We start from the raw sequence: 17,617 nt of genomic DNA, 5'->3' as shown, positions 1-17,617 counted from the left end.
GCTATCTGTTAGACAAGCCGCGTGAGTCAAGATAGTACGGCGGCCTCGTTTGGGGTGTTCCGGCACCTCAATACGGACAACCGCGACCTGTATCGGCTTATTCTCGGCGCATTCGTCGACGCTAAGGAGCGATTCCAGGTTCATTTGCGACCGGCGGATGTCTTCGAGAACGTGCGCGACGCATCCGCTTCGGGCGATGCGCCGACGACGGTCGATTCGGTCACGGATGCGCTCGACCAACTTGTCGTGTGGGGGAACCTTTCCGCGTCGCCAGACACCGGTCGTGTCGTGCAGGTGGAGGATTTCTACCGCAAGCGACACCTGTTTCAACTCAGTCAGGAGGGCGAGGCCGTTGAAAAGGCCTTGCGTGTCTACGACGAGTCGTTGGGCCGCCGCGGGTCCCTGCAGGCTGTCGCGCTCGAGGACATCGCCGTCACTTTGCGTGAATTCATTGCGCTCGTCGACGCGGACGAACTCGACATCAGCATCCTCTACCGCAACGTCGAGTCGCTGACGCGCCGCTTCGGTGACCTGGCCGACAATGCCAGCGCGTTCATGTCGTCGCTTCAACGCACCATCGATCTCACCGAGACCGATGAAGAGGTTTTCATCGCCTACAAGTCGAGATTAATCGAGTATCTGGAGCGATTCATCCGCGATCTGGCGGTGCGGGGCCCTCAGATCGCCGCGCTTCTCGAGGGGCTCGATGCCGAAAAGGTCGATCGTGCACTGCAGGCTCTCGCAGAACGCGACGCTGCGGAGGCCGCGCCCGATCCCGACGATGCGGATGCGCGCGCCGAGTTGGCGCGAGCGTACGTGTCGTGGACCAACCGATGGGCCGGGTTGCGTTCGTGGTTCCTCAGCAGCGATGAACGCGGCGTCGGCAGCCGAGACAGCCAGGCGAGGCTGCTTCGGCAGACTGCGCTTGGCGCAATCCCGACGCTGTTGGATGCCGTGCGTGCCGTCAACGCGCGGCGCTCGGGTCGATCAGACCGGTCGGCAGACTATCTGGCACTTGCCGAATGGTTCCATGAGGCAGACACCGACGACGATCGGCATCGGCTTGCGCGCGCTGCGTTCGGCCTGTATCCCGCACGCCATCTGACGGCTCCGCCGGAAACCTGGCAGCGGTGGAGCGATGATCCGACGCTGGCTGGGCGACCGTGGTCGGAGGTTCCGCCGATCGAGCTGTCGCCGCAGCTGCGCCGCACCGGCAGTTACGAGCGTAAAGGCAGGGCGAACAAGATCATCGACCGGTCAGCGGCCCGGGCCGCACTGGCCTTGAAAGTGCGACAACAATCTGAGCAGATCGCCGCCGCCCGACGCCGGCTCGCGACCAACGGCGAGGTCGAGTTGCGCGACCTTGCTGGGCTGGATTCCGTGGCTTTCGGTCTGTTCCTCACACTGCTCGGCGACGCGCTCGTCGCTACGGGGGAGCACGGCAGCGCGGTACACACCGCGTCGAGTGACGGCACAATGAGCATTGACCTCACGCCGATCGCCGGAGAATCAGTCGCGCTCGAGACCGAGCGCGGCACGCTCTGGGGGCCGAACCATCTGGTGCGCATCGTCGACCTTGAAGCTGGCGATCTTGAAGTCGGCAGTGTTGAAGTCGGCAGTGTTGAAGTCGGCGCTGTTGAAGCCGGCACTGTTGAAGCCGGCGATGCGGACGCTGACGACCGTACCCTGGCGGAGGCGTCATGAGCGCGAGCGGGATCGACGATCAGCAGCGAGCCGCGCGCATCCTGCTGAAGCATCCGCTGGTGCGTGCAGTCGATGAAGAGCGCTACCGGCTCGTCAAGAAACACGCAACCGAGCTGCGCAACTGGTTCGACACCAACACCGGCTGGATGCTGCACATCGACAGCGAAGTCGTGCGCCTGTTCCGCGAACCGGCCACGCTGGACAACGCGACGCACCCGATCGGTGCGGCCAAGGACGTGCCGTTCTCGCGACGACGCTATGTTCTGCTCGCGCTGTGCCTGGCCGTGCTGGAACGCAGCGACGCGCAGATCGCGCTTGGCCGGATGGCCGAGCAGGTGATCGTCGTGGCCGCGACGCCGCAGCTGTCGCAGGCCGGGTTCGTCTTCACGCTCACCAGTTACGACGAGCGCAGCGATCTCGTCGCGGCGGTGCAGGTGCTGCTCAAGTGGGGTGTGCTCACCCGAGTGTCGGGCGACGAGCAGGAGTTCGTGTCGAACACCGGCGACGTACTGTACGACGTCTCGCGCCGCGTCCTGGCCTCACTGCTCGTGACGCGACGCGGGCCCTCGACCGTCGCAGCGACCGAACTTGACGAACGCATGATCGCCATGCGAGATCGCGGCACGCCGCCGACCGAGGAATTGCACAACCTGCAGCTTCGACACCGATTGACCAGGCGCCTGCTCGATGAGCCGGTGCTCTACTTCGACGAACTCGACGAGGATGAGGCAGCGTATCTGCGCGGCCAGCGTGCGCTGATCACGCGGCGAATCACCGAACTCACCGGGCTGGTCGCCGAGATCAGGAGCGAGGGCATCGCCATGATCGATCTGGAAGACGACCTGACGGATCTTCGCATGCCCGAGAAGGGCACGGACGGGCACATCGCCCTCCTGCTTGCCGAGTTTCTCGCACGCGCATCGACGCAGATCGTTCCCGTCGAGGATCTGCGGGCGCACATCCGTCAGATCCGGCCGCAATACACGGGATTTTGGCGCACGTCCGCACGAGAACCGGGCTCGGAAGGCGCGCTGGCCGAGACGGCCCTGAGCCGGCTCGCCGCGATGCGCCTGATCGATCGTGTCGGAGACTTTGTGCACATCCGACCTGCGCTCGCGCGCTTCACCGTCGCCGAGCCGACGATCATCGGAGGGAATCACTCATGACCGCGTTGAACGCACCTGTGGGTATCGAAGCGGATGCCACCGGCGACTTCAGCACAGCCGCCTTCAGCACCGCCGCCTTGAGAACCGCCGCCTTGAGCACCGGCGCCGAATTGCCTGAGCCGAAGACTGAGCGCTGGCAACCGCTTCGGCTCGGACTTGTCGACCTGTTTTATTACGAGAATGAGGTGTTCCCGTTCGTCGACGGTCGGCTGCTGCTGCGCGGCAACAACGGGGCGGGCAAGTCGAAAGTGCTTGCGCTGACGCTTCCGTTCCTCCTCGACGGCGATCTTTCGCCGCAGCGGGTCGAACCCGACGGCGACCGGCAGAAGAAGATGGAGTGGAATCTGCTGCTCGGCGGTGAGCATCCGAACAGTGAACGCATCGGCTACAGCTGGTTGGAATTCGGGCGCATCGACCCGGACGGAACGAGGCACTTCATCACGATCGGTGCCGGGCTGAAAGCGGCCAAGGCACGCGGCATCACCCGGCACTGGTTCTTCATCACGAACCGGCGCATCGGCGAGGACCTCTCGCTCATCGGCACCGGCCAAGTTGTGCTCGCCCGTGACCGGTTGGCCGAGGCGCTCGGTGAACGCGGGCGGATCTACGACACGAAGGGCGAGTATCGTCGTGCACTCGACGAGAAGCTCTTCGGCCTCGGCGAGCGGCGCTATGCGGAACTCATCGAGCTTCTGCTGCAGATCCGCGCGCCACAGCTGTCCAAACGGCCCAGCGAGACCGCGCTCTCCGAGGCGCTCACGCGTGCATTGACGCCGGTCGGCGATGATGTGATCACGTCAGTGGCCGACGGACTTCGCTCCCTCGACGAGGACCGAGAAGAGCTGTCGCGCCTGGTCGAGGCACGGCGCGCGGTCAACACATTCCTTGGGCACTACCGCGCCTACGCGCAGACACTGCTCAAGCGGCAGGCCGCAGGCCCGCGTGCACAGCAGGCCGAACATGATCGAAGCGGCCGGGCGATCATCGAGGTGAACGGCCTCGTGGACGCGCAACTGGCCGCATGCAACGCGGCACAACAGGAGCTGGCGGCACTCGAGTCCGAGCATCGCGACCGTGAGGCGCAGCAGACCGCATTGCGAGACAGCGAGCATGCGCAGAGTGAGCGGCAGCTCGCGCTGGCCGACGACGCCGCACGCCGCGCCGAAGAGGCACGAACCAGCGCTGAGCAGCGCGCAAACGCGGCGAAGGCCGCACTCGACAGCGCAGAACGGGATGCCGCGGGACACCGCGAGACTGTCGCGCGCCGCACCGAGTCCACGCATTCGTCACTCGCGGCGGCTGAACTGGCAGCGGGCAGTGCCGCGCTCGAACAGCAGCACGCCGATGCGGCGGCGGAGCCGGGGCCGAGCGGCGACACTTCCGCTGCTCTTGCCGCCGACCGCGCGGCCACGACGGATCGGATTGCGCGCCGTCGCGACAGCCTGGGGCGGGTCAGCGACCTGGTGCGCAGCGTCGACGAAGCCGATGCGCGACTGGCAACAGCGCTGGGCCAGGAGGACGCGGCAGCCAGCCGACTCGCCGAATGCAGCGCCGCTCGCTCGGAAGCCGATGCGTCGGTTGAGGCCGCGATCGACCGGTACATCTCCGATGTCGAGGGGATCGTTGCAGCATTGCGCGAGCTGACGGTGCCCGACCAAGACTTCGCCGACTTCACCGAGTGGGTGCGCCTGCGCGAAACGGAAAACCCCGTGACCGTGGCCCTGCAGCGGTGCGCAGCGCAGGTGCAGGTCGAGCTGCACACCTCCCTTGCCGCGGTGAAGAACGATGACGCCGCGTGCGACGTGCAGCGTGCCGTGCTCGAGGAGGAGATCACCTCACTGGAGAGCGGCGTCAGTGTCATGCCGCCCGCGGCGCACACCCGCACCGCAGACGACGGTCTTCCGCTCTGGCGTGCCGTCGGCTTCCACGACACGGTCGGCGATGCAGACCGGGTCGGCCTCGAGGCCGCACTCGAAGCCAGCGGTCTTCTCACGGCGGTCGTGTCTGCGGATGCTGCGCTGCGGCATCCGCAATCGGGTGAGGTCCTGCTGCGCGGCGACGCCCGGGTCACCGGAACATCGTTGGCGCAGGTGCTGCGGGTCGAGTTGCCGGAGGGCGCGGATGTCGACGCATCCGTCGTCGGGGGAATTCTCGCGTCAGTCGCGGTGGCGGCCGGAGACGACGACCCGGGGCCGGTGTGGGTATCGGCGAGCGGGCGATTTCGGATCGGGCCAGCGTACGGCGCATGGACGACGGATGCCGCACGCTATATCGGCGAAACTGCACGAGCCGCGGCACGCCAACGACGACTCGAGGTCGCGCGCGATGAGCGTGCGCAGCTCGAGGCACAGCAGACGCGGCTGCGTGAGGAGCTGGTCGCGCTTCACAGCAGGTTGAGTGTCGTTGAGGCGGAGCAGCGTTGCGTTCCGCGGCCGGGCGCCCTGGAAGCTGCAGACCGCGCCGCCGCGATCGCTGAAGAAGCCGAGCGCCGTGCGACTGCGCAACTCGCCGATGCCGTGGGCGTTCGTGAGCAGCGTGCCGCAGACAGCGCCGAGTGCGCGGCCGAACTCGCTGAGGATGCCCGGCTGCTTGGCCTGCCGGCCGACGCGAACGCGCTGCGCCGACTCAGTGACGCACTGGGCGCATACGCGGAACGCGCCGCCGACTTCTGGCACGCTGCCGAGTTGCTGAACGACGCGGCGCGAAACGCGCGCGACGCCGAGGCGCGATTGAACGGCGCCACGCGTGCCAGCGCATCCGCCGCCGAGGATCAGGTTGTCGCCAGCGCTGACGCGCAGAGCCAGAAGGCTTACGCCGACTCACTTCGCGCACAGTTCGGTGCGGCCGTGCAGGAGTACCGCGCCGAGGTGCACAAGGTGGAGACCGCCCTGAAGGCCTTGAAGAGGAGGCTGAAGGAAGTCGAGGCGGCCAGGCAGACGGCAGATATCGAGCATGCCGTTCTCGTCGAACGGTTGGTGGCGATGCAGTCCGAGCAGGAGAGGGTGGCAGCCGCGCGGGCGGCTGCCGTCGATGCTCTGCGCCGAACCACGGCGCTCGGCATCGCCCACGCCGCTGCACCCGCGTTGGATGCGCCGGCCACCGATGAGGAGTGGACCATCACTCGCGGCGTGCAGTTCGCTCGCGCCATCGACGCGGCCCTGGACGGCGTGGATGCCTCAGACGCACGCTACGACAGACTGCTCTCGCAGGTGCACACCGAGTTCACCGAACTTCAGCGCTCACTCGGCCGGCACGGTCTCGACGCCACGTACCTGCCGCACGAGGATGGAGTGCAGGTGGTCGCCGCGTTCTCCGGCCGTGACACACCGCTGGTCGACCTGGCCGACACGCTCGGCGACCAGATCGAACAGCACGAACGGCTGCTGAACGCGCGCGAGCGGGAGATCATCCAAAACCACCTGGTGACCGAGGTCGGTGCGCAGCTGTCCGAGTTGATCGGCGAGGCGGACAAACAGATCGACCGCTTGAACGACGAACTGCGCACACGTCGCACAAGCACCGGCATGATGCTGCGGGTGCTGTGGAAGCCGCAACCGGACGGCCCTGCAGGGCTGGCGGATGCGCGGCGGGTGCTTTCGACGACCGCCGATGTGTGGAACGAGGAGGACCGGGCCGGGCTCGGAGAGTTCCTGCAGGCGCGCATTGCCGAGGTGCGCAATGCCGACGAGTCCGGCAACTGGTACGACCATCTCGGCGAGGCGCTGGACTACCGCAGGTGGCACCGTTTCACGGTCGAACGGCACCAGGGCGGTTCGTGGAAGCCGGCGACCGGCCCGGCCTCCGGCGGTGAGCGGGTGCTGGCGGCGAGCATCCCATTGTTCGCGGCGGCATCGTCGCACTACGACACGGCCGGCAATTCCCATGCGCCTCGCCCAGTGATGCTCGACGAAGCGTTCGCCGGCGTCGACGATGCGTCTCGGGCGAACTGCCTCGGGTTGCTGGCCGAGTTCGATCTGGACGTGGTGATGACCAGTGAGCGTGAGTGGGGTTGCTATCCGGAGGTTCCCGGGCTGGCGATCGCACAGTTGACCCGTTTCGACGACACACCCGCCGTGTATGTGCAGCAGTGGCGCTGGGACGGCGCCCGCAAGACACTTGCGGCGGAGCAGGAGGCTGATGCCGCGGCAGATTCGCTGTGGTGAAGGGCGCTGTGGTGAGGGCGCAGTGGTGAGCGGCGCTGGCGAACACGCTGTGGTGAGCGAGCCCGGCGATATCGAACGGCTGCGGCGACTTTTGGGAACGCCGGACACGGCCTGGCTGCTCGAGCGAGTTCGACGCCGTCTGGCCTCGACGGGCGAGCTGCGTGGCACGGTCACGCTGCAGCACGCTTCGGTCGATGAGCGCAGGGCGCTCGCGCGCATCCTGAATCGCCAGGTTCGTGCAGGGCATTCGGCGACGGTGTCCCTCGAACTGCTCGACGCGGCTCTGCGTCGCGAGGCCTGGCCGGCCGGGCTCGCGTCGGCCGTCGTCGCTCTCGCCGGCCCGGTGGCGGATGCTGCTGCGCGTCTTGCCGAGCGCGAAGCGTGGCAACGCGTGAACGATCGGATGCGTGCGATCGGCGACGCGCATCCGGCTGCGGCCGGGTGGGCGGCCGCGGCGGTGCGGGCGGGCCTGCTCAAGCGTGCTTCTGGGTCGACTGAGGAGGCCGATCGGCTGGTCACGCAGTTGGCGCAGCTCGCAGACGCGCTGCCGGCGCAAAGCGAGGTGCTCGGCGTGCTGGCCGCCCGGCTGTTCGGCGACGCCCACGCGTTGGATGTGAAGACGGCGTTGGGCCCGCTGGCAGCGGGACTGGCGGCAGCGATCGGAGGCGTCGGCGTGGGATCGGGTGCCGCGGCGGGCTCGGGCTCCGGGGCTGGAGCAGGTGCCGGGGCGGACGTGGGTGCTGGCGTGGGCTCGGGTGCCGGCGCGGGCTCGGGTGCTGGCCCCGGTGCCGGCACCGCTACAGCCTCGGCAGCGGTCTCAGCCGCGCACTGGCGTCGTCAGGCCTGGCTCTCGGTCGGCGTCGTGGTCGATGAGTTGTCGTCGTTCGTGCTCACGCTGAATCTGCCAGGGGGTGCCGGGTCCGCAAGTGCTCGTGCGCTAGCCGAGTTGTCGGCGACGGGTCAGCCGGCCATCCTGTCCTATCGTCAGGTCGCGCTGGACGGCGTCGGCACCGCACCGCCCGTCGTCTTTGTGTGTGAGAATCCGGCTGTCGTCGCATCCGCTGCCGATCGGATCGGTGCGGATTGTCTGCCTCTGGTCTGCGTCGGAGGTCAGCCAGGGGCCGCTGCGGTGCGGTTGCTCGTTGACCTTGCCGCAAACGGGTCGCAGCTGCGCTATCACGGTGATTTCGACGCGGGCGGTATGACGATCGCGCGGGTGCTCGCCTCTCGTGTCGCATGGCGGCCGTGGCGGTTCACTGCTGGCGATTACGAGGATGCGTGCGTGTCGCTGTCCGGCCTCGCGCCCTTCACCGGGACCCCTGGAGATACGCCGTGGGACCCGAGGCTGGCTGAGGCGATGGGCCGTCACGGGCTTCGGGTCGAGGAGGAGTCGGTCTTGGACGGTCTGCTGCTGGACCTGGCGAGAGTGGACGCCTCGGCGGCCGCGATAACACCGTAAGCGAGCTGCCGCGCGTGCGTCCGTGCTTGTCGGTGGTCGAGTAGCGCCGCGAGGAACGAGCGCCGCGTATCGAGACCTGAGCCTGCGCGAGGGGAGATGCCATGGTCTCGATACGCTCGCTAGCGCTCGCGGGCTACTCGACCAGCGGTGGGGGACGCTCGCTGGCGCTCGCGGGCTACCCTTCGAGACGGCCGCGGGCGGCCTCCTCAGGGCATCGCTCGACCAGCGATGGGGGACGCTCGCTAGCGCTCGAATAGCGGGGCGGTGGGTCGAGTAGGCCGCCCGCGGCCGTATCGAGACCAACGAGCGCATCGAGACCCCCGCAGCACGGGTCACGTGCTCGGCGTTGCCTAGGCTGGGACCATGCCCACAGACTTTCGTAGCATTGCCGCAGCCCTCGCCAACGACCACGCGCGGCGCGCATTCGCCATGCTCGCACTCGGCGAGAGCGAGCAGGCGGTCATCGGTGACCTCGGCGCATCCCGCGCGACGAAAGCACTCGCAGCCCTCCGTCGGGCCGGCCTGATCGAAGCGGATGCCGCGAACCTGCAGCCCGCAGTCTTCCGCGACCTACTCGCGGCAGACGCATCCGCGCCGCGAGCGACCGGGGTCGATCGTTTCGTGTCCGGAGGGCGGATCGATCGTTACCCAGTGCAGGCGGCTGAGCGCGCCACCGTGCTGCGCTGGGCGCTCGAGCGGGTGATCCCACTCGAAATCGTGCTGAGCGAAGCCAACGTGACCGCGCGCCTGGCCACAGTCACAGGAGATCCGGCGATGCTCCGTCGCTTTCTGGTCGACGCGGGCATGATGAGGCGCACGGCATCCGGATCGGAGTACACGCGCGCGAGGAACTCGCCGTCGTCAGCCGACCCGGAGGCGTTGGCGGATGCTGATGTCTGGGGCGAGGTGCCATGGAGCGCTGGCACCTGGACGAACCGTCCGGTCGATGCGCGTGAGGTGGACCTGGGCGCATCCGTAGTTGGCGTGAGCGAGCCGGTAGCGCAGCAGGCTACCGTGCGCACGGCGCTCGACGGCACGGCGCTCGACGTCAGTGCTCTCGACGTCAGTGCTCTCGACGTCACCGCGGCCGAGGGCAGCGACGCGTGGCGCACGACGGCGTACGGTTTCGTGCACGACACCGAGCACGCACTGCTGGCGCCGTTCGTCCACGGCAGTGCCGTCGAAGTGTCATTCGTCGCCGATTTCGACGCTCAGTTCGACCAAGCAGGCGTATTCGTGCGCATCGGTGAAGGCAGTAGTGGCGAGCGCAATTGGGTCAAGGCCGGTGTGGAGTTTTCCGACGGGATGCCGCAGGTCGGTGCGGTGGTGACGCGCGAGGCATCCGATTGGTCGGTGGCACCTGTGCCCGAGTGGGCCGGCCGGAGGGTCACCGTGCGGGCGAGCTGGGACCTCGACGCGCTCACGATCCGCGCCCGCGTCGATGACGAGCCGTTCCGGTTGGTGCGTGTGGTTCCGTTGGAGCCGCGAGTCGCGGCATCCGCAGGTCCGTTCCTGTGCGCGCCGACACGCGCCGGGCTGACCGTGCGTTTCACCCGGTGGAGCGTCGGCGAGGTGGATGCTGCGCTGCACTGACCCGAGTCGTCGCAGTGCTCGCAGCTACGGACCACGCGATGCCAACGGTCGCGCCGGGCACGTTGGCCCGGGCACCGAGAGAAGAAGACGCACCGTGATTCACTGCAGGGTGAGCATGACCTCGGATTCGACGCGGGTCAGCTTCTGCGGGTTGCGCACATAGTAGAGGCCGGTAACGCCGGCATCTTCGATGCGCACCGCTAAGACGCCGTCAAGCTGGCCGCCGACACGCACGACCAGCGCAGGCTGACCATTCACCACGGTCGGCTCGGTGGTGAGCTGGGCCCCCGCTTTGGCGGAGGCGCCGAGGAAGAAGCGCACGATCTTCTCGGCACCGATGATCGGGCGCAGAGCAGCTTGCTTGAGGCCGCCACCATCGCTCAGCAGAACAACGTCGGGGGCGAGCACGTCGAGGAAGTCCTGCAGCTCTCCAGTGGCTACGGCGTGCTGGAACGACTCCAAGACCAACTTCGTGTCGCGTGCCGACACAGCCTCGCGCGGGCGACGGGCGTCGACATGCTGGCGGGCGCGATGCGCGATCTGCCGCACCGCGGCGGGGCTCTTGTCGACCGCGGCCGCGATCTCGTCATAGCCCACATCGAACGCTTCGCGCAGCACGAACACGGCGCGTTCGGTCGGTGACAACGTCTCGAGCACGAGCATGAACGCCATGGACAGGTTCTCGGCGAGTTCGGCATTTTCGGACACGTCCGGAGCGGTCAGCAGCGGTTCAGGCAGCCATGGGCCGACATACGCTTCCTTGCGGCGCGTGAGCGTGCGCAGCCGGTTCAATGCTTGCCGGGTGGTGATGCGCACGAGGTAGGCGCGCCGCTCGCGCACCTGCTCCAGATCGACCTTGACCCACCGCAACCAGGTTTCCTGGAGCACATCTTCGGCGTCCGCGGCCGATCCGAGCATCTCGTATGCGATGGTGAACAGCAGGTTACGGTGCGCGACGAAGGTCTCGGTCGCTTGCTCAGTACCATTCGCTGCCGCGTCGCCGGTCATACGTCCACCTTGGCCCGCAACAGCTCTCGGCGCGAATGGTCACCCGCCCAGCCTGGCACCCTGAGCAAACCGGGCTTCCTGGCCTCGATCGACAGCTGCTTCACGGTGCCCCGGCACACGAATTCCTTGAGCACGGCGCCGGCGCGACCGCCGATGTAGAACCCGACGGGCTTGTCGTTCTTGCGGGCGAACTGGAAGATTCCGCCACGACGGCCCAGGCTGATGCACTGACCGAAGAAGAGCATGCAAACGTGCGTCGGTTGCTCGCCGGCTATCCGGGCGAGCACGGTGTCCGCAGCGTGCCAGCCTAGGGGGCCGGCAGCCTGGCAGCTCATTCGGAACGGTAAGCCGGATGGTGATGCCGAATCCCCTGCGGCGACAATGCGGGTGTCATCGACGCTGGTGAGCGTTTCGTCGGTGAGGAGGCGACCCACAGCATCCGTGCTGAGACCGCTGCGGGCGGCCAGGTCGGGTACACCGAAGCCCGCGGTCCAAATGGTGACCACGCTCGGCAGCTTGCGGCCGACGACCAATTGCACGGCATCGGATGTCACCCCCGTCACGACCGAATCCGGCCCGTCGACCATCGTGACCCCGAGCCGCGCCAACCGGTTAGCCACCGAGCGTCGGCCGCGCGGATGCAAGTATGGGCCGAGTACGCCGCCACAGATCAGCGTCACCGCGCGCCCAGCTTCTGCGAGCTCCGCGGCGGTCTCGATGCCGCTCGGCCCAGCGCCGACGACCGTCACGGCGGCTGCGGAAGGGGCGGCGTCGAGTGCGCTTCGGAGCCGCTCCGCCTGCTCCAGGCTGGCGATCGGGTAGGCGAACTGGGCTGCTCCGGGCACTTGCGGGTGGGCGCTGCCGCTTCCCGCGGCGTAGATCAGATAGTCATACGCGATCACGGCGCCGCTCGCCAACGTCACGTTGCGCTCGGCCGCGTCGATCCCGGTCACGCTGTCCACGACCAGACGGATGCGCTCGGCCAACACATCGCGATACTCGACGACGGCGTCATCCGACCCGCCCACCAGCTGGTGCAGACGGATCCGCTCGACGAACCTCGGCCGTGCGTTGATCAGGGTCACGTTCATGTCGCCGCGCTGCGTGAGGCGGTTGGCCGCAGTGACGCCGGCGTATCCGCCCCCAACGACGACAACGTCGATGTGAGTCATGGTGTCTCTCCTTTGTTTGAGGGTTCGCCCATGAGACACCACGTGCCCGCGTGCTGTGACATCGGCAGTGTCGTTGGCGAGGTGGCGGTGGCGTTGCCGAGGGCTGCGTAGCCAACTGCAGATTCAGGCTTCTCTACCTGTTCGAAGGGCCCAATTGTTCCTCCGCAAATCGACATCAGGCAGAAGGCTAGTCGCCTGCAAGACTGGTACTGGTAAGCAGTTCGAAGAATTTCGTGTTGATCAAGAGACGGTCACGCCCCAGCTTCACGCTGCGCACGGCGCCGGCCTCCGCTAGCGCATTAAGCCATCCTGTGGCCGTCGGAGGTGACACGCCACATCGCTTCATGGGTCAAGGGGTTCCCGATGAACGTATCCGACAGCGTGCGGATGCCCGCGGCTCGCCCGTGGATGCCTGCGCACACTTCTAAAGTCGTCGTAGTTGAAAGAGGCCGGGACCTCATGCAATATCAACGAAACATGTAAGAAATGCGTTGATTATTTAGATGTCCGAATGAAATGCAAAGAGTTATTACGAGCAAATCCGGGTGCAACGACCGACGATGTGCACGACCAACTTGTCGCGTGAGGCAACCTGTGCGGGCCGCCCTCGCACGGGCATGATGTTGCGGATGCTCAGGGCTCTTCCGCGACAGGCTGTGCGGGTTCGGCGACCATTCGGCCCAGGATCTCGCCGAGCACCAGGTCGTCAACGGCGCCGAGGTGGGAGAAACGCAGCCGCCCCGACTTGTCGATCACGAGCGTCGACGGAGTGCCTTGCAGGTCATATCGCCGCATCGTGGCTGGCAACTGATGGCCGTCTTGGCGGTCGATGCCGACCGGAAAGTTGATGGCGAACTCCGACAGGAAAACCTTGAGAGCATCCGGCCCGGTCACCTCATGATGCTCGAAAACCGTGTTGAGCCCGATCACCGCTACCTCGGGGAGCGCTCGCTGAACGCGTTGCGCCTGCGGCAGCCCGTATCGCACGCAGCCTTGGCAGAGCATCTGAAACGCCTCGATCAAAACCACCCGCCCGCGCAGCGATTCGAGAGTGGATGGCGCGCCGATCCAGTCGGACACGTCCAGTTCAGGAGCCAGTGGTTCCACATAAGTGCTCATACCTCCACAATAGGTCGGCATCACCGCGGGTCACCTGCCGCGCGAGGCTAGCGCCGCCGGAACAGCTTCGCCGGCTTGCCGACGACACCTGGCTGATAGGCATCCGTCTCGATTAGCTGATCCCTCATGTGGCGGCGGAATGTGTCCTTCATCATCGGCCGCCCGGCGATCGCCTCGTGCAGCCGTAGCAGCTCGAGTAGTGTGAACGTCTCGCCGAGCAGCTGCTCCGGGTCGGCGAGCGCGGCGTAGGATGCGCGCAGGGTTTCCACCGCCATCCGGATGATTTGCTCGTGGTCGTAGACGAGGTCGTGCGCGGCGTCCCACGGTGTCAGCTCTACTCTTGGCACGGAGCGTGAGCTTGGCACGGAGCGTGAGCTTGGCCCGGTGCCGACAGCCGAGTCCGGCTCCACCAGCTCGACGGATGCCTGCGGCACCACAACGAGGTGCGCTACAGACAGCACCCAGCCGCGATCGTCGCGCTCGGGTGCGTCGAACACGTGCAGTTGGCGTGGACGCAGCCCCGTGATGCCGGCCTTGTCGCGCAGGGAGCGAAGTACGGCATCCGCGAGCGTCTCGCCCTCATGCAGGAACGTGCCGGGCAGGCGCCACCCGTCGAAGCCGGCTTCGGCCTTCTGCACGAGCACCACGCTGAGCCGCCCGTCGTGCACCGTCAGCACTGCCGTGTCGACGGCGACGGATGGCCGCGGATAGTCGGTCAGGCGCTTCTTCGAGCTGTCGCGGTAGGTCGTCATGCATCAATTGTCTCAGATCTGCGCTATTCTTTAAATAACGCAGAAACGATCTAATCGAATGAGCACCATTCAAGCGATGGAGACAGTATGACCACCTCTCGCAGCCACCTCCAGGATCGCGCCGTTGGAGCCGTGCTCGGCTCGGCAGCCGGTGATGCACTCGGCGCCCCGTACGAGTTCAAGCCATCGCTGCCCGATCACGTTCCCGTGGTTCTCAAGGCGGGCGGACCCTGGCAAGCAGGCGAATGGACGGACGACACCAGCATGGCTATTCCGCTGCTCCAGATGTTGGCCGACGGCGAATCGCTCGACGACGCTGCTGTGCTCGGGCGGGTTGTAGCCGACTGGCAAGGCTGGGCGCGCACCGCGAAGGATGTGGGCATTCAGACCCGCCAGGTGCTCGCGCGTGCGGCGAAACTCGATCACGATGCACCGGTCTCGACCGAGGTATCCGCTCGCGCCGCGGCCAAGGCGGTGCACCAGGCGACCGGCAGGTCCGCCGGCAACGGTTCACTCATGCGCACCGGCCCGGTCGCCCTCGGCTACCTGGGCGACCCTGCCGGCCTCGCCGTCGCCGCGCGCCGCATCAGCGACCTGACCCATTTCGAGACGGATGCCGGCGACGCCTGCGTCATCTGGAGCCTCGCGATCCGGCACGCGATCCTGACCGGGGAGTACGACATCCGCACGCAGATCGACGCGCTGCCCGCCGATCGGCAGGCCCGTTGGCACGGGCTGATCGACACAGCCGAGGCGGTGCAGCCGCGGGATGTTCCCGGCAGCAACGGCTGGGTGGTGGCGGCGTTGCAGGCGGCGTGGTCCGCGATCCACCGCGGCGACGGGCTGCTCGACACTCTTGAGCGAGTGGTGCGGTGCGGCAACGACACCGACACCGTCGCCGCGATCGCGGGAGCGCTCGCCGGCGCGAAGTGGGGCGGTTCCGCCGTGCCCGCGCATCTGCGCCGCGTGCTGCACGGCTGGCCTGGATTGCGCACGCGCGATCTCGTCGGCCTGGCAGTGCTGGCCGTCGACGCCGGCAAACCGAACAAGTCGGGGTGGCCACTTGTGGACCGGATGCCGCTGGGTGGCACGGATACTTTGGTGCAGCATCCGCACGACAGCGGCGTGTGGCTCGGCGACATCGCCGCGCTCGACCGACTGCCCGCCAACGTCGACGCCGTCGTGTCGCTGTGCCGGGTTGGCCGAATGCAGGTGCCGGCGCGCGTGGCGCCGGAAGATCACATCGAGGTTTGGCTGATCGACGAGGACGGCGCAAACCTCAACGTCGACCTGGTGCTCGCCGACACGGCGGATGCCATCGCATCGCTGCGCGCAGAGGGCCATACCGTGCTCGTGCACTGCTTCGAGGCACGGAGTCGCACGCCATCCGTCGCAGCTGCGTACGCGGTGAGGCAGCGGGGAGTGCCGGCAGCGCAAGTGCTCGCCGAAGTGCGCGTGGCGCTTTCCGACGCGGATCCGAAACCGTTTTTGCAGGAGGCAGTGCAGCGCGTCGTGCCGGTCGTCGAGCGCGACAAGCGGCAGCAGGGCACGGCGTGAGTGGCCGCACGCGGGTCGATTTGCCGCCAACAGGGCCACGAGAGCGAACAGCACAACACAGCGAACAGCACCACAATCCGAACAGAAGGAGCACTACATGAGTGAAGCGACAGCATCCGCACCGAAGAAGATCCTCTACGTTGACCTGGACAACACGCTCGTCGACTTTCAGAGCGGGATCGAACGGCTCGACCCGCGCATGCGCGACGGGTACCGCGACGACCTCGACGAGGCTCCCGGCATCTTCGCACTGATGGAGCCGCTGACTGGCGCGCTGGATGCCTATCGCGAGTTGGCGCGCCACTTCGACACCTACATCCTCTCCACGGCGCCGTGGAAGAACCCGTCGGCCTGGCACGACAAGGTCGAGTGGGTGCAGAAGCATCTGGCCATGGACGACCACGATGTTGCCTACAAGCGGCTGATCCTTTCGCATCACAAGAATCTCAACCGCGGCGACTTTCTCGTCGATGATCGCTCGAGCAACGGCGCCGCCGAATTCGAAGGTGAGTGGCTGCAATTCGGGCCGGGCGCACGGTATCCGACCTGGGCGGCGGTCACGGAATATCTGCTGTCGCGCGCTGCACCCTCGAAGCTGGATGAAGCTATCGCCCTCGCGCGCCGTGCCCACAGCGGCCAACGCGACAAGCTCGGCGTGACGTACATCTGCCATCCGTTGACCGTGATGAGTCGGGTCACCACAACGGACGAGAAGATCGTCGCCGTGCTGCACGACGTGGTCGAGGACACCTCGGTCACTCTCGACGACCTGCGTGAGCTCGGCTTCGCGCCGCACATTCTCGACGCAGTGGATGCCGTGACCAAGCGCCCAGGGGAGCCGCTCGCTGATTCCATGGCTCGCGTTCGCGCGGTACCGATGGCTTTGACGATCAAGAAGGCGGACATCTCGCACAATGCCGATCCTGTGCGGCAGGCTGGTCTGCCCGACGACGTGCGCGCTCGCCTGACCGTGAAGTACACCGAGTCGGCTCGACTGCTGGGCACGACGCTGGAGGAGGTTCTGGCGCCGTATCGGGTGCCCGCGCCAACCTCGCCGGCCTCGACTGCGACAGCGGATGCCGTGACAGCGGACGCCGTGACAGCGGACGCGAGGGCGGCATCGTGACCGGCCACGGCCCGTACGAGGACTACCGCCCGCCCGCGAACCGATTCCTGCACGCGCACACGTGGTGGATTGCGAGTGAGCTGGTGCGCAGGCATCCGCACCTGCGAATTGGCACGGTGCTGACGGACAGCAACGACCGATTGCTGCTCGTCTACGACGAACCGGATGCGTATCGGCTGCAGTTCGATTTAGTCGGCGGGGCGAAATACAAGCTGTCCGGCGAGGTGTATTCGATCAGCTGGATCGAGATGATGGCCGGCGACAACCCGCATGAGGTCATCAAGCGTCTCGAGGCTGCGACCGGTCTCGGAGTTCCCAAGAACACCCCCGCGACCACACCGAAGGCCCTTGTGTACCGGGTGGTCGCAAGCGCGCTCGCGGTGGGCGTCAACGATCGTCACGACTGGTACGCCGAGGAAGTGACGTATGATTTCCAGTCCAGGTTCGAGGAACAAGCGGTCTTCGCCCGATTCGCATCGGTGAAGAAGGCGGCGGGTGAGTACTACTTGCGCCACTTCGAGAAAGAACTGGTGGGTGCGCGCCCCGAAGTGTTCTTCCAACCGTTCGTCGCGCTCATGCGCGATCTGGTGCCCGTGGCCATCTTCGATATCGCGGGGGTCGCCCACACCGCAGACGGTTCGAAGGACTTGATGCATGTGTTCAACGACTATGGCCGTCGAGTGACGCCGACGATGGCCTATGCCTTGGAGCGATCGTTGTCATGAGCGTCGGCCGACCGAACGTGCAAATGGTCGATATTCGACGGCTCCACAAATCGTGGACTCGCGGCTCCCTAAA

At 66.7% G+C, this 17,617-nt stretch carries 12 protein-coding genes and 1 pseudogene; 9 read left to right on the top strand and 4 right to left on the bottom strand.

The features are described 5' to 3' along the window. The first annotated feature begins 21 nt into the window (after nucleotides 1–21). The 6 genes and pseudogenes from QU604_RS16230 to QU604_RS16205 all read left to right on the top strand — a co-directional run bounded on the left by QU604_RS16230 (nucleotide 22) and on the right by QU604_RS16205 (nucleotide 10,085). Complete coding sequence (locus QU604_RS16230) at nucleotides 22–1,704, top strand: TIGR02677 family protein (protein ID WP_308465654.1); 1,683 nt, start codon at nucleotides 22–24, stop codon at nucleotides 1,702–1,704. Continuing rightward, on the top strand, nucleotides 1,701–2,870 hold the full coding sequence (locus QU604_RS16225; RefSeq protein ID WP_308465653.1) for a TIGR02678 family protein: 1,170 nt from the start codon (nucleotides 1,701–1,703) through the stop codon (nucleotides 2,868–2,870). Before QU604_RS16230 ends, QU604_RS16225 begins: the two co-directional genes overlap by 4 nt. Further along, on the top strand, nucleotides 2,867–7,033 hold the full coding sequence (locus QU604_RS16220) for a TIGR02680 family protein (RefSeq protein WP_308465652.1): 4,167 nt from the start codon (nucleotides 2,867–2,869) through the stop codon (nucleotides 7,031–7,033). Before QU604_RS16225 ends, QU604_RS16220 begins: the two co-directional genes overlap by 4 nt. A 25-nt stretch (nucleotides 7,034–7,058) precedes the next feature. Next, nucleotides 7,059–8,492, top strand: coding sequence for a TIGR02679 family protein (locus tag QU604_RS16215; protein WP_308465651.1), 1,434 nt, complete (start codon nucleotides 7,059–7,061; stop codon nucleotides 8,490–8,492). A gap of 363 nt (nucleotides 8,493–8,855) precedes the next feature. After that, nucleotides 8,856–9,323, top strand: a pseudogene (locus tag QU604_RS16210) (DUF2087 domain-containing protein); the annotation flags it as partial. Nucleotides 9,324–9,449: 126 nt separating this feature from the next. Then, on the top strand, nucleotides 9,450–10,085 hold the full coding sequence (locus QU604_RS16205) for a DUF1349 domain-containing protein (protein WP_409350037.1): 636 nt from the start codon (nucleotides 9,450–9,452) through the stop codon (nucleotides 10,083–10,085). Nucleotides 10,086–10,184: 99 nt separating this feature from the next. Here the strand turns inward: QU604_RS16205 and QU604_RS16200 are convergent, their stop codons facing one another. The 4 genes from QU604_RS16200 to QU604_RS16185 all read right to left on the bottom strand — a co-directional run bounded on the left by QU604_RS16200 (nucleotide 10,185) and on the right by QU604_RS16185 (nucleotide 14,136). Continuing rightward, nucleotides 10,185–11,093, bottom strand: coding sequence for an RNA polymerase sigma-70 factor (locus QU604_RS16200; RefSeq protein WP_308465650.1), 909 nt, complete (start codon nucleotides 11,091–11,093; stop codon nucleotides 10,185–10,187). Further along, nucleotides 11,090–12,265 carry an NAD(P)/FAD-dependent oxidoreductase gene (locus tag QU604_RS16195; RefSeq protein ID WP_308465649.1) on the bottom strand — a complete coding sequence of 392 codons (1,176 nt, stop codon included), beginning with the start codon at nucleotides 12,263–12,265 and terminating at the stop codon, nucleotides 11,090–11,092. The genes QU604_RS16200 and QU604_RS16195 overlap by 4 nt, the downstream gene beginning before the upstream one ends. Nucleotides 12,266–12,898: 633 nt before the next feature. Beyond that, nucleotides 12,899–13,384: a TlpA family protein disulfide reductase gene (locus QU604_RS16190; RefSeq protein ID WP_308465648.1), complete on the bottom strand. Its 486-nt coding sequence runs from the start codon at nucleotides 13,382–13,384 to the stop codon at nucleotides 12,899–12,901. Nucleotides 13,385–13,431: 47 nt separating this feature from the next. Next, nucleotides 13,432–14,136 (bottom strand): NUDIX domain-containing protein, encoded by a 705-nt coding sequence (locus QU604_RS16185; protein ID WP_308465647.1) that lies wholly within the window; start codon nucleotides 14,134–14,136, stop codon nucleotides 13,432–13,434. An 87-nt stretch (nucleotides 14,137–14,223) separates the two neighbouring features. Here QU604_RS16185 and QU604_RS16180 point away from each other — a divergent pair, with 87 nt between their 5' ends. From QU604_RS16180 to QU604_RS16170, 3 genes are all read left to right on the top strand, one after another. Then, the gene (locus QU604_RS16180) at nucleotides 14,224–15,693 is read left to right on the top strand and encodes an ADP-ribosylglycohydrolase family protein (RefSeq protein ID WP_308465646.1); all 1,470 of its coding nucleotides are present in this window, start codon (nucleotides 14,224–14,226) and stop codon (nucleotides 15,691–15,693) included. 97 nt (nucleotides 15,694–15,790) lie between these two features. After that, nucleotides 15,791–16,819 (top strand): 5' nucleotidase, NT5C type, encoded by a 1,029-nt coding sequence (locus QU604_RS16175; protein ID WP_308465645.1) that lies wholly within the window; start codon nucleotides 15,791–15,793, stop codon nucleotides 16,817–16,819. After that, nucleotides 16,816–17,544: a TY-Chap2 family putative peptide chaperone gene (locus tag QU604_RS16170; protein ID WP_308465644.1), complete on the top strand. Its 729-nt coding sequence runs from the start codon at nucleotides 16,816–16,818 to the stop codon at nucleotides 17,542–17,544. The genes QU604_RS16175 and QU604_RS16170 overlap by 4 nt, the downstream gene beginning before the upstream one ends. Nucleotides 17,545–17,617 lie beyond the last annotated feature (73 nt).

This window comes from Rathayibacter sp. SW19 (assembly GCF_030866825.1).
GTDB lineage: Bacteria > Actinomycetota > Actinomycetes > Actinomycetales > Microbacteriaceae > Rathayibacter_A > Rathayibacter_A soli.
Note: the sequence above shows the minus strand (reverse complement) of the source record. Positions and strands in the feature narration are given on the sequence as shown.

Excerpts from the sequence above, each read along its gene's own strand:
- QU604_RS16225 (WP_308465653.1), top strand. The coding sequence starts at position 1,701 with ATGAGCGCGAGCGGGATCGACGATCAGCAGCGAGCCGCGCGCATCCTG.
- QU604_RS16220 (WP_308465652.1), top strand. The coding sequence starts at position 2,867 with ATGACCGCGTTGAACGCACCTGTGGGTATCGAAGCGGATGCCACCGGC.
- QU604_RS16200 (WP_308465650.1), bottom strand. The coding sequence starts at position 11,093 with ATGACCGGCGACGCGGCAGCGAATGGTACTGAGCAAGCGACCGAGACC.
- QU604_RS16195 (WP_308465649.1), bottom strand. The coding sequence starts at position 12,265 with ATGACTCACATCGACGTTGTCGTCGTTGGGGGCGGATACGCCGGCGTC.
- QU604_RS16190 (WP_308465648.1), bottom strand. The coding sequence starts at position 13,384 with ATGAGCACTTATGTGGAACCACTGGCTCCTGAACTGGACGTGTCCGAC.
- QU604_RS16185 (WP_308465647.1), bottom strand. The coding sequence starts at position 14,136 with ATGACGACCTACCGCGACAGCTCGAAGAAGCGCCTGACCGACTATCCG.
- QU604_RS16180 (WP_308465646.1), top strand. The coding sequence starts at position 14,224 with ATGACCACCTCTCGCAGCCACCTCCAGGATCGCGCCGTTGGAGCCGTG.
- QU604_RS16175 (WP_308465645.1), top strand. The coding sequence starts at position 15,791 with ATGAGTGAAGCGACAGCATCCGCACCGAAGAAGATCCTCTACGTTGAC.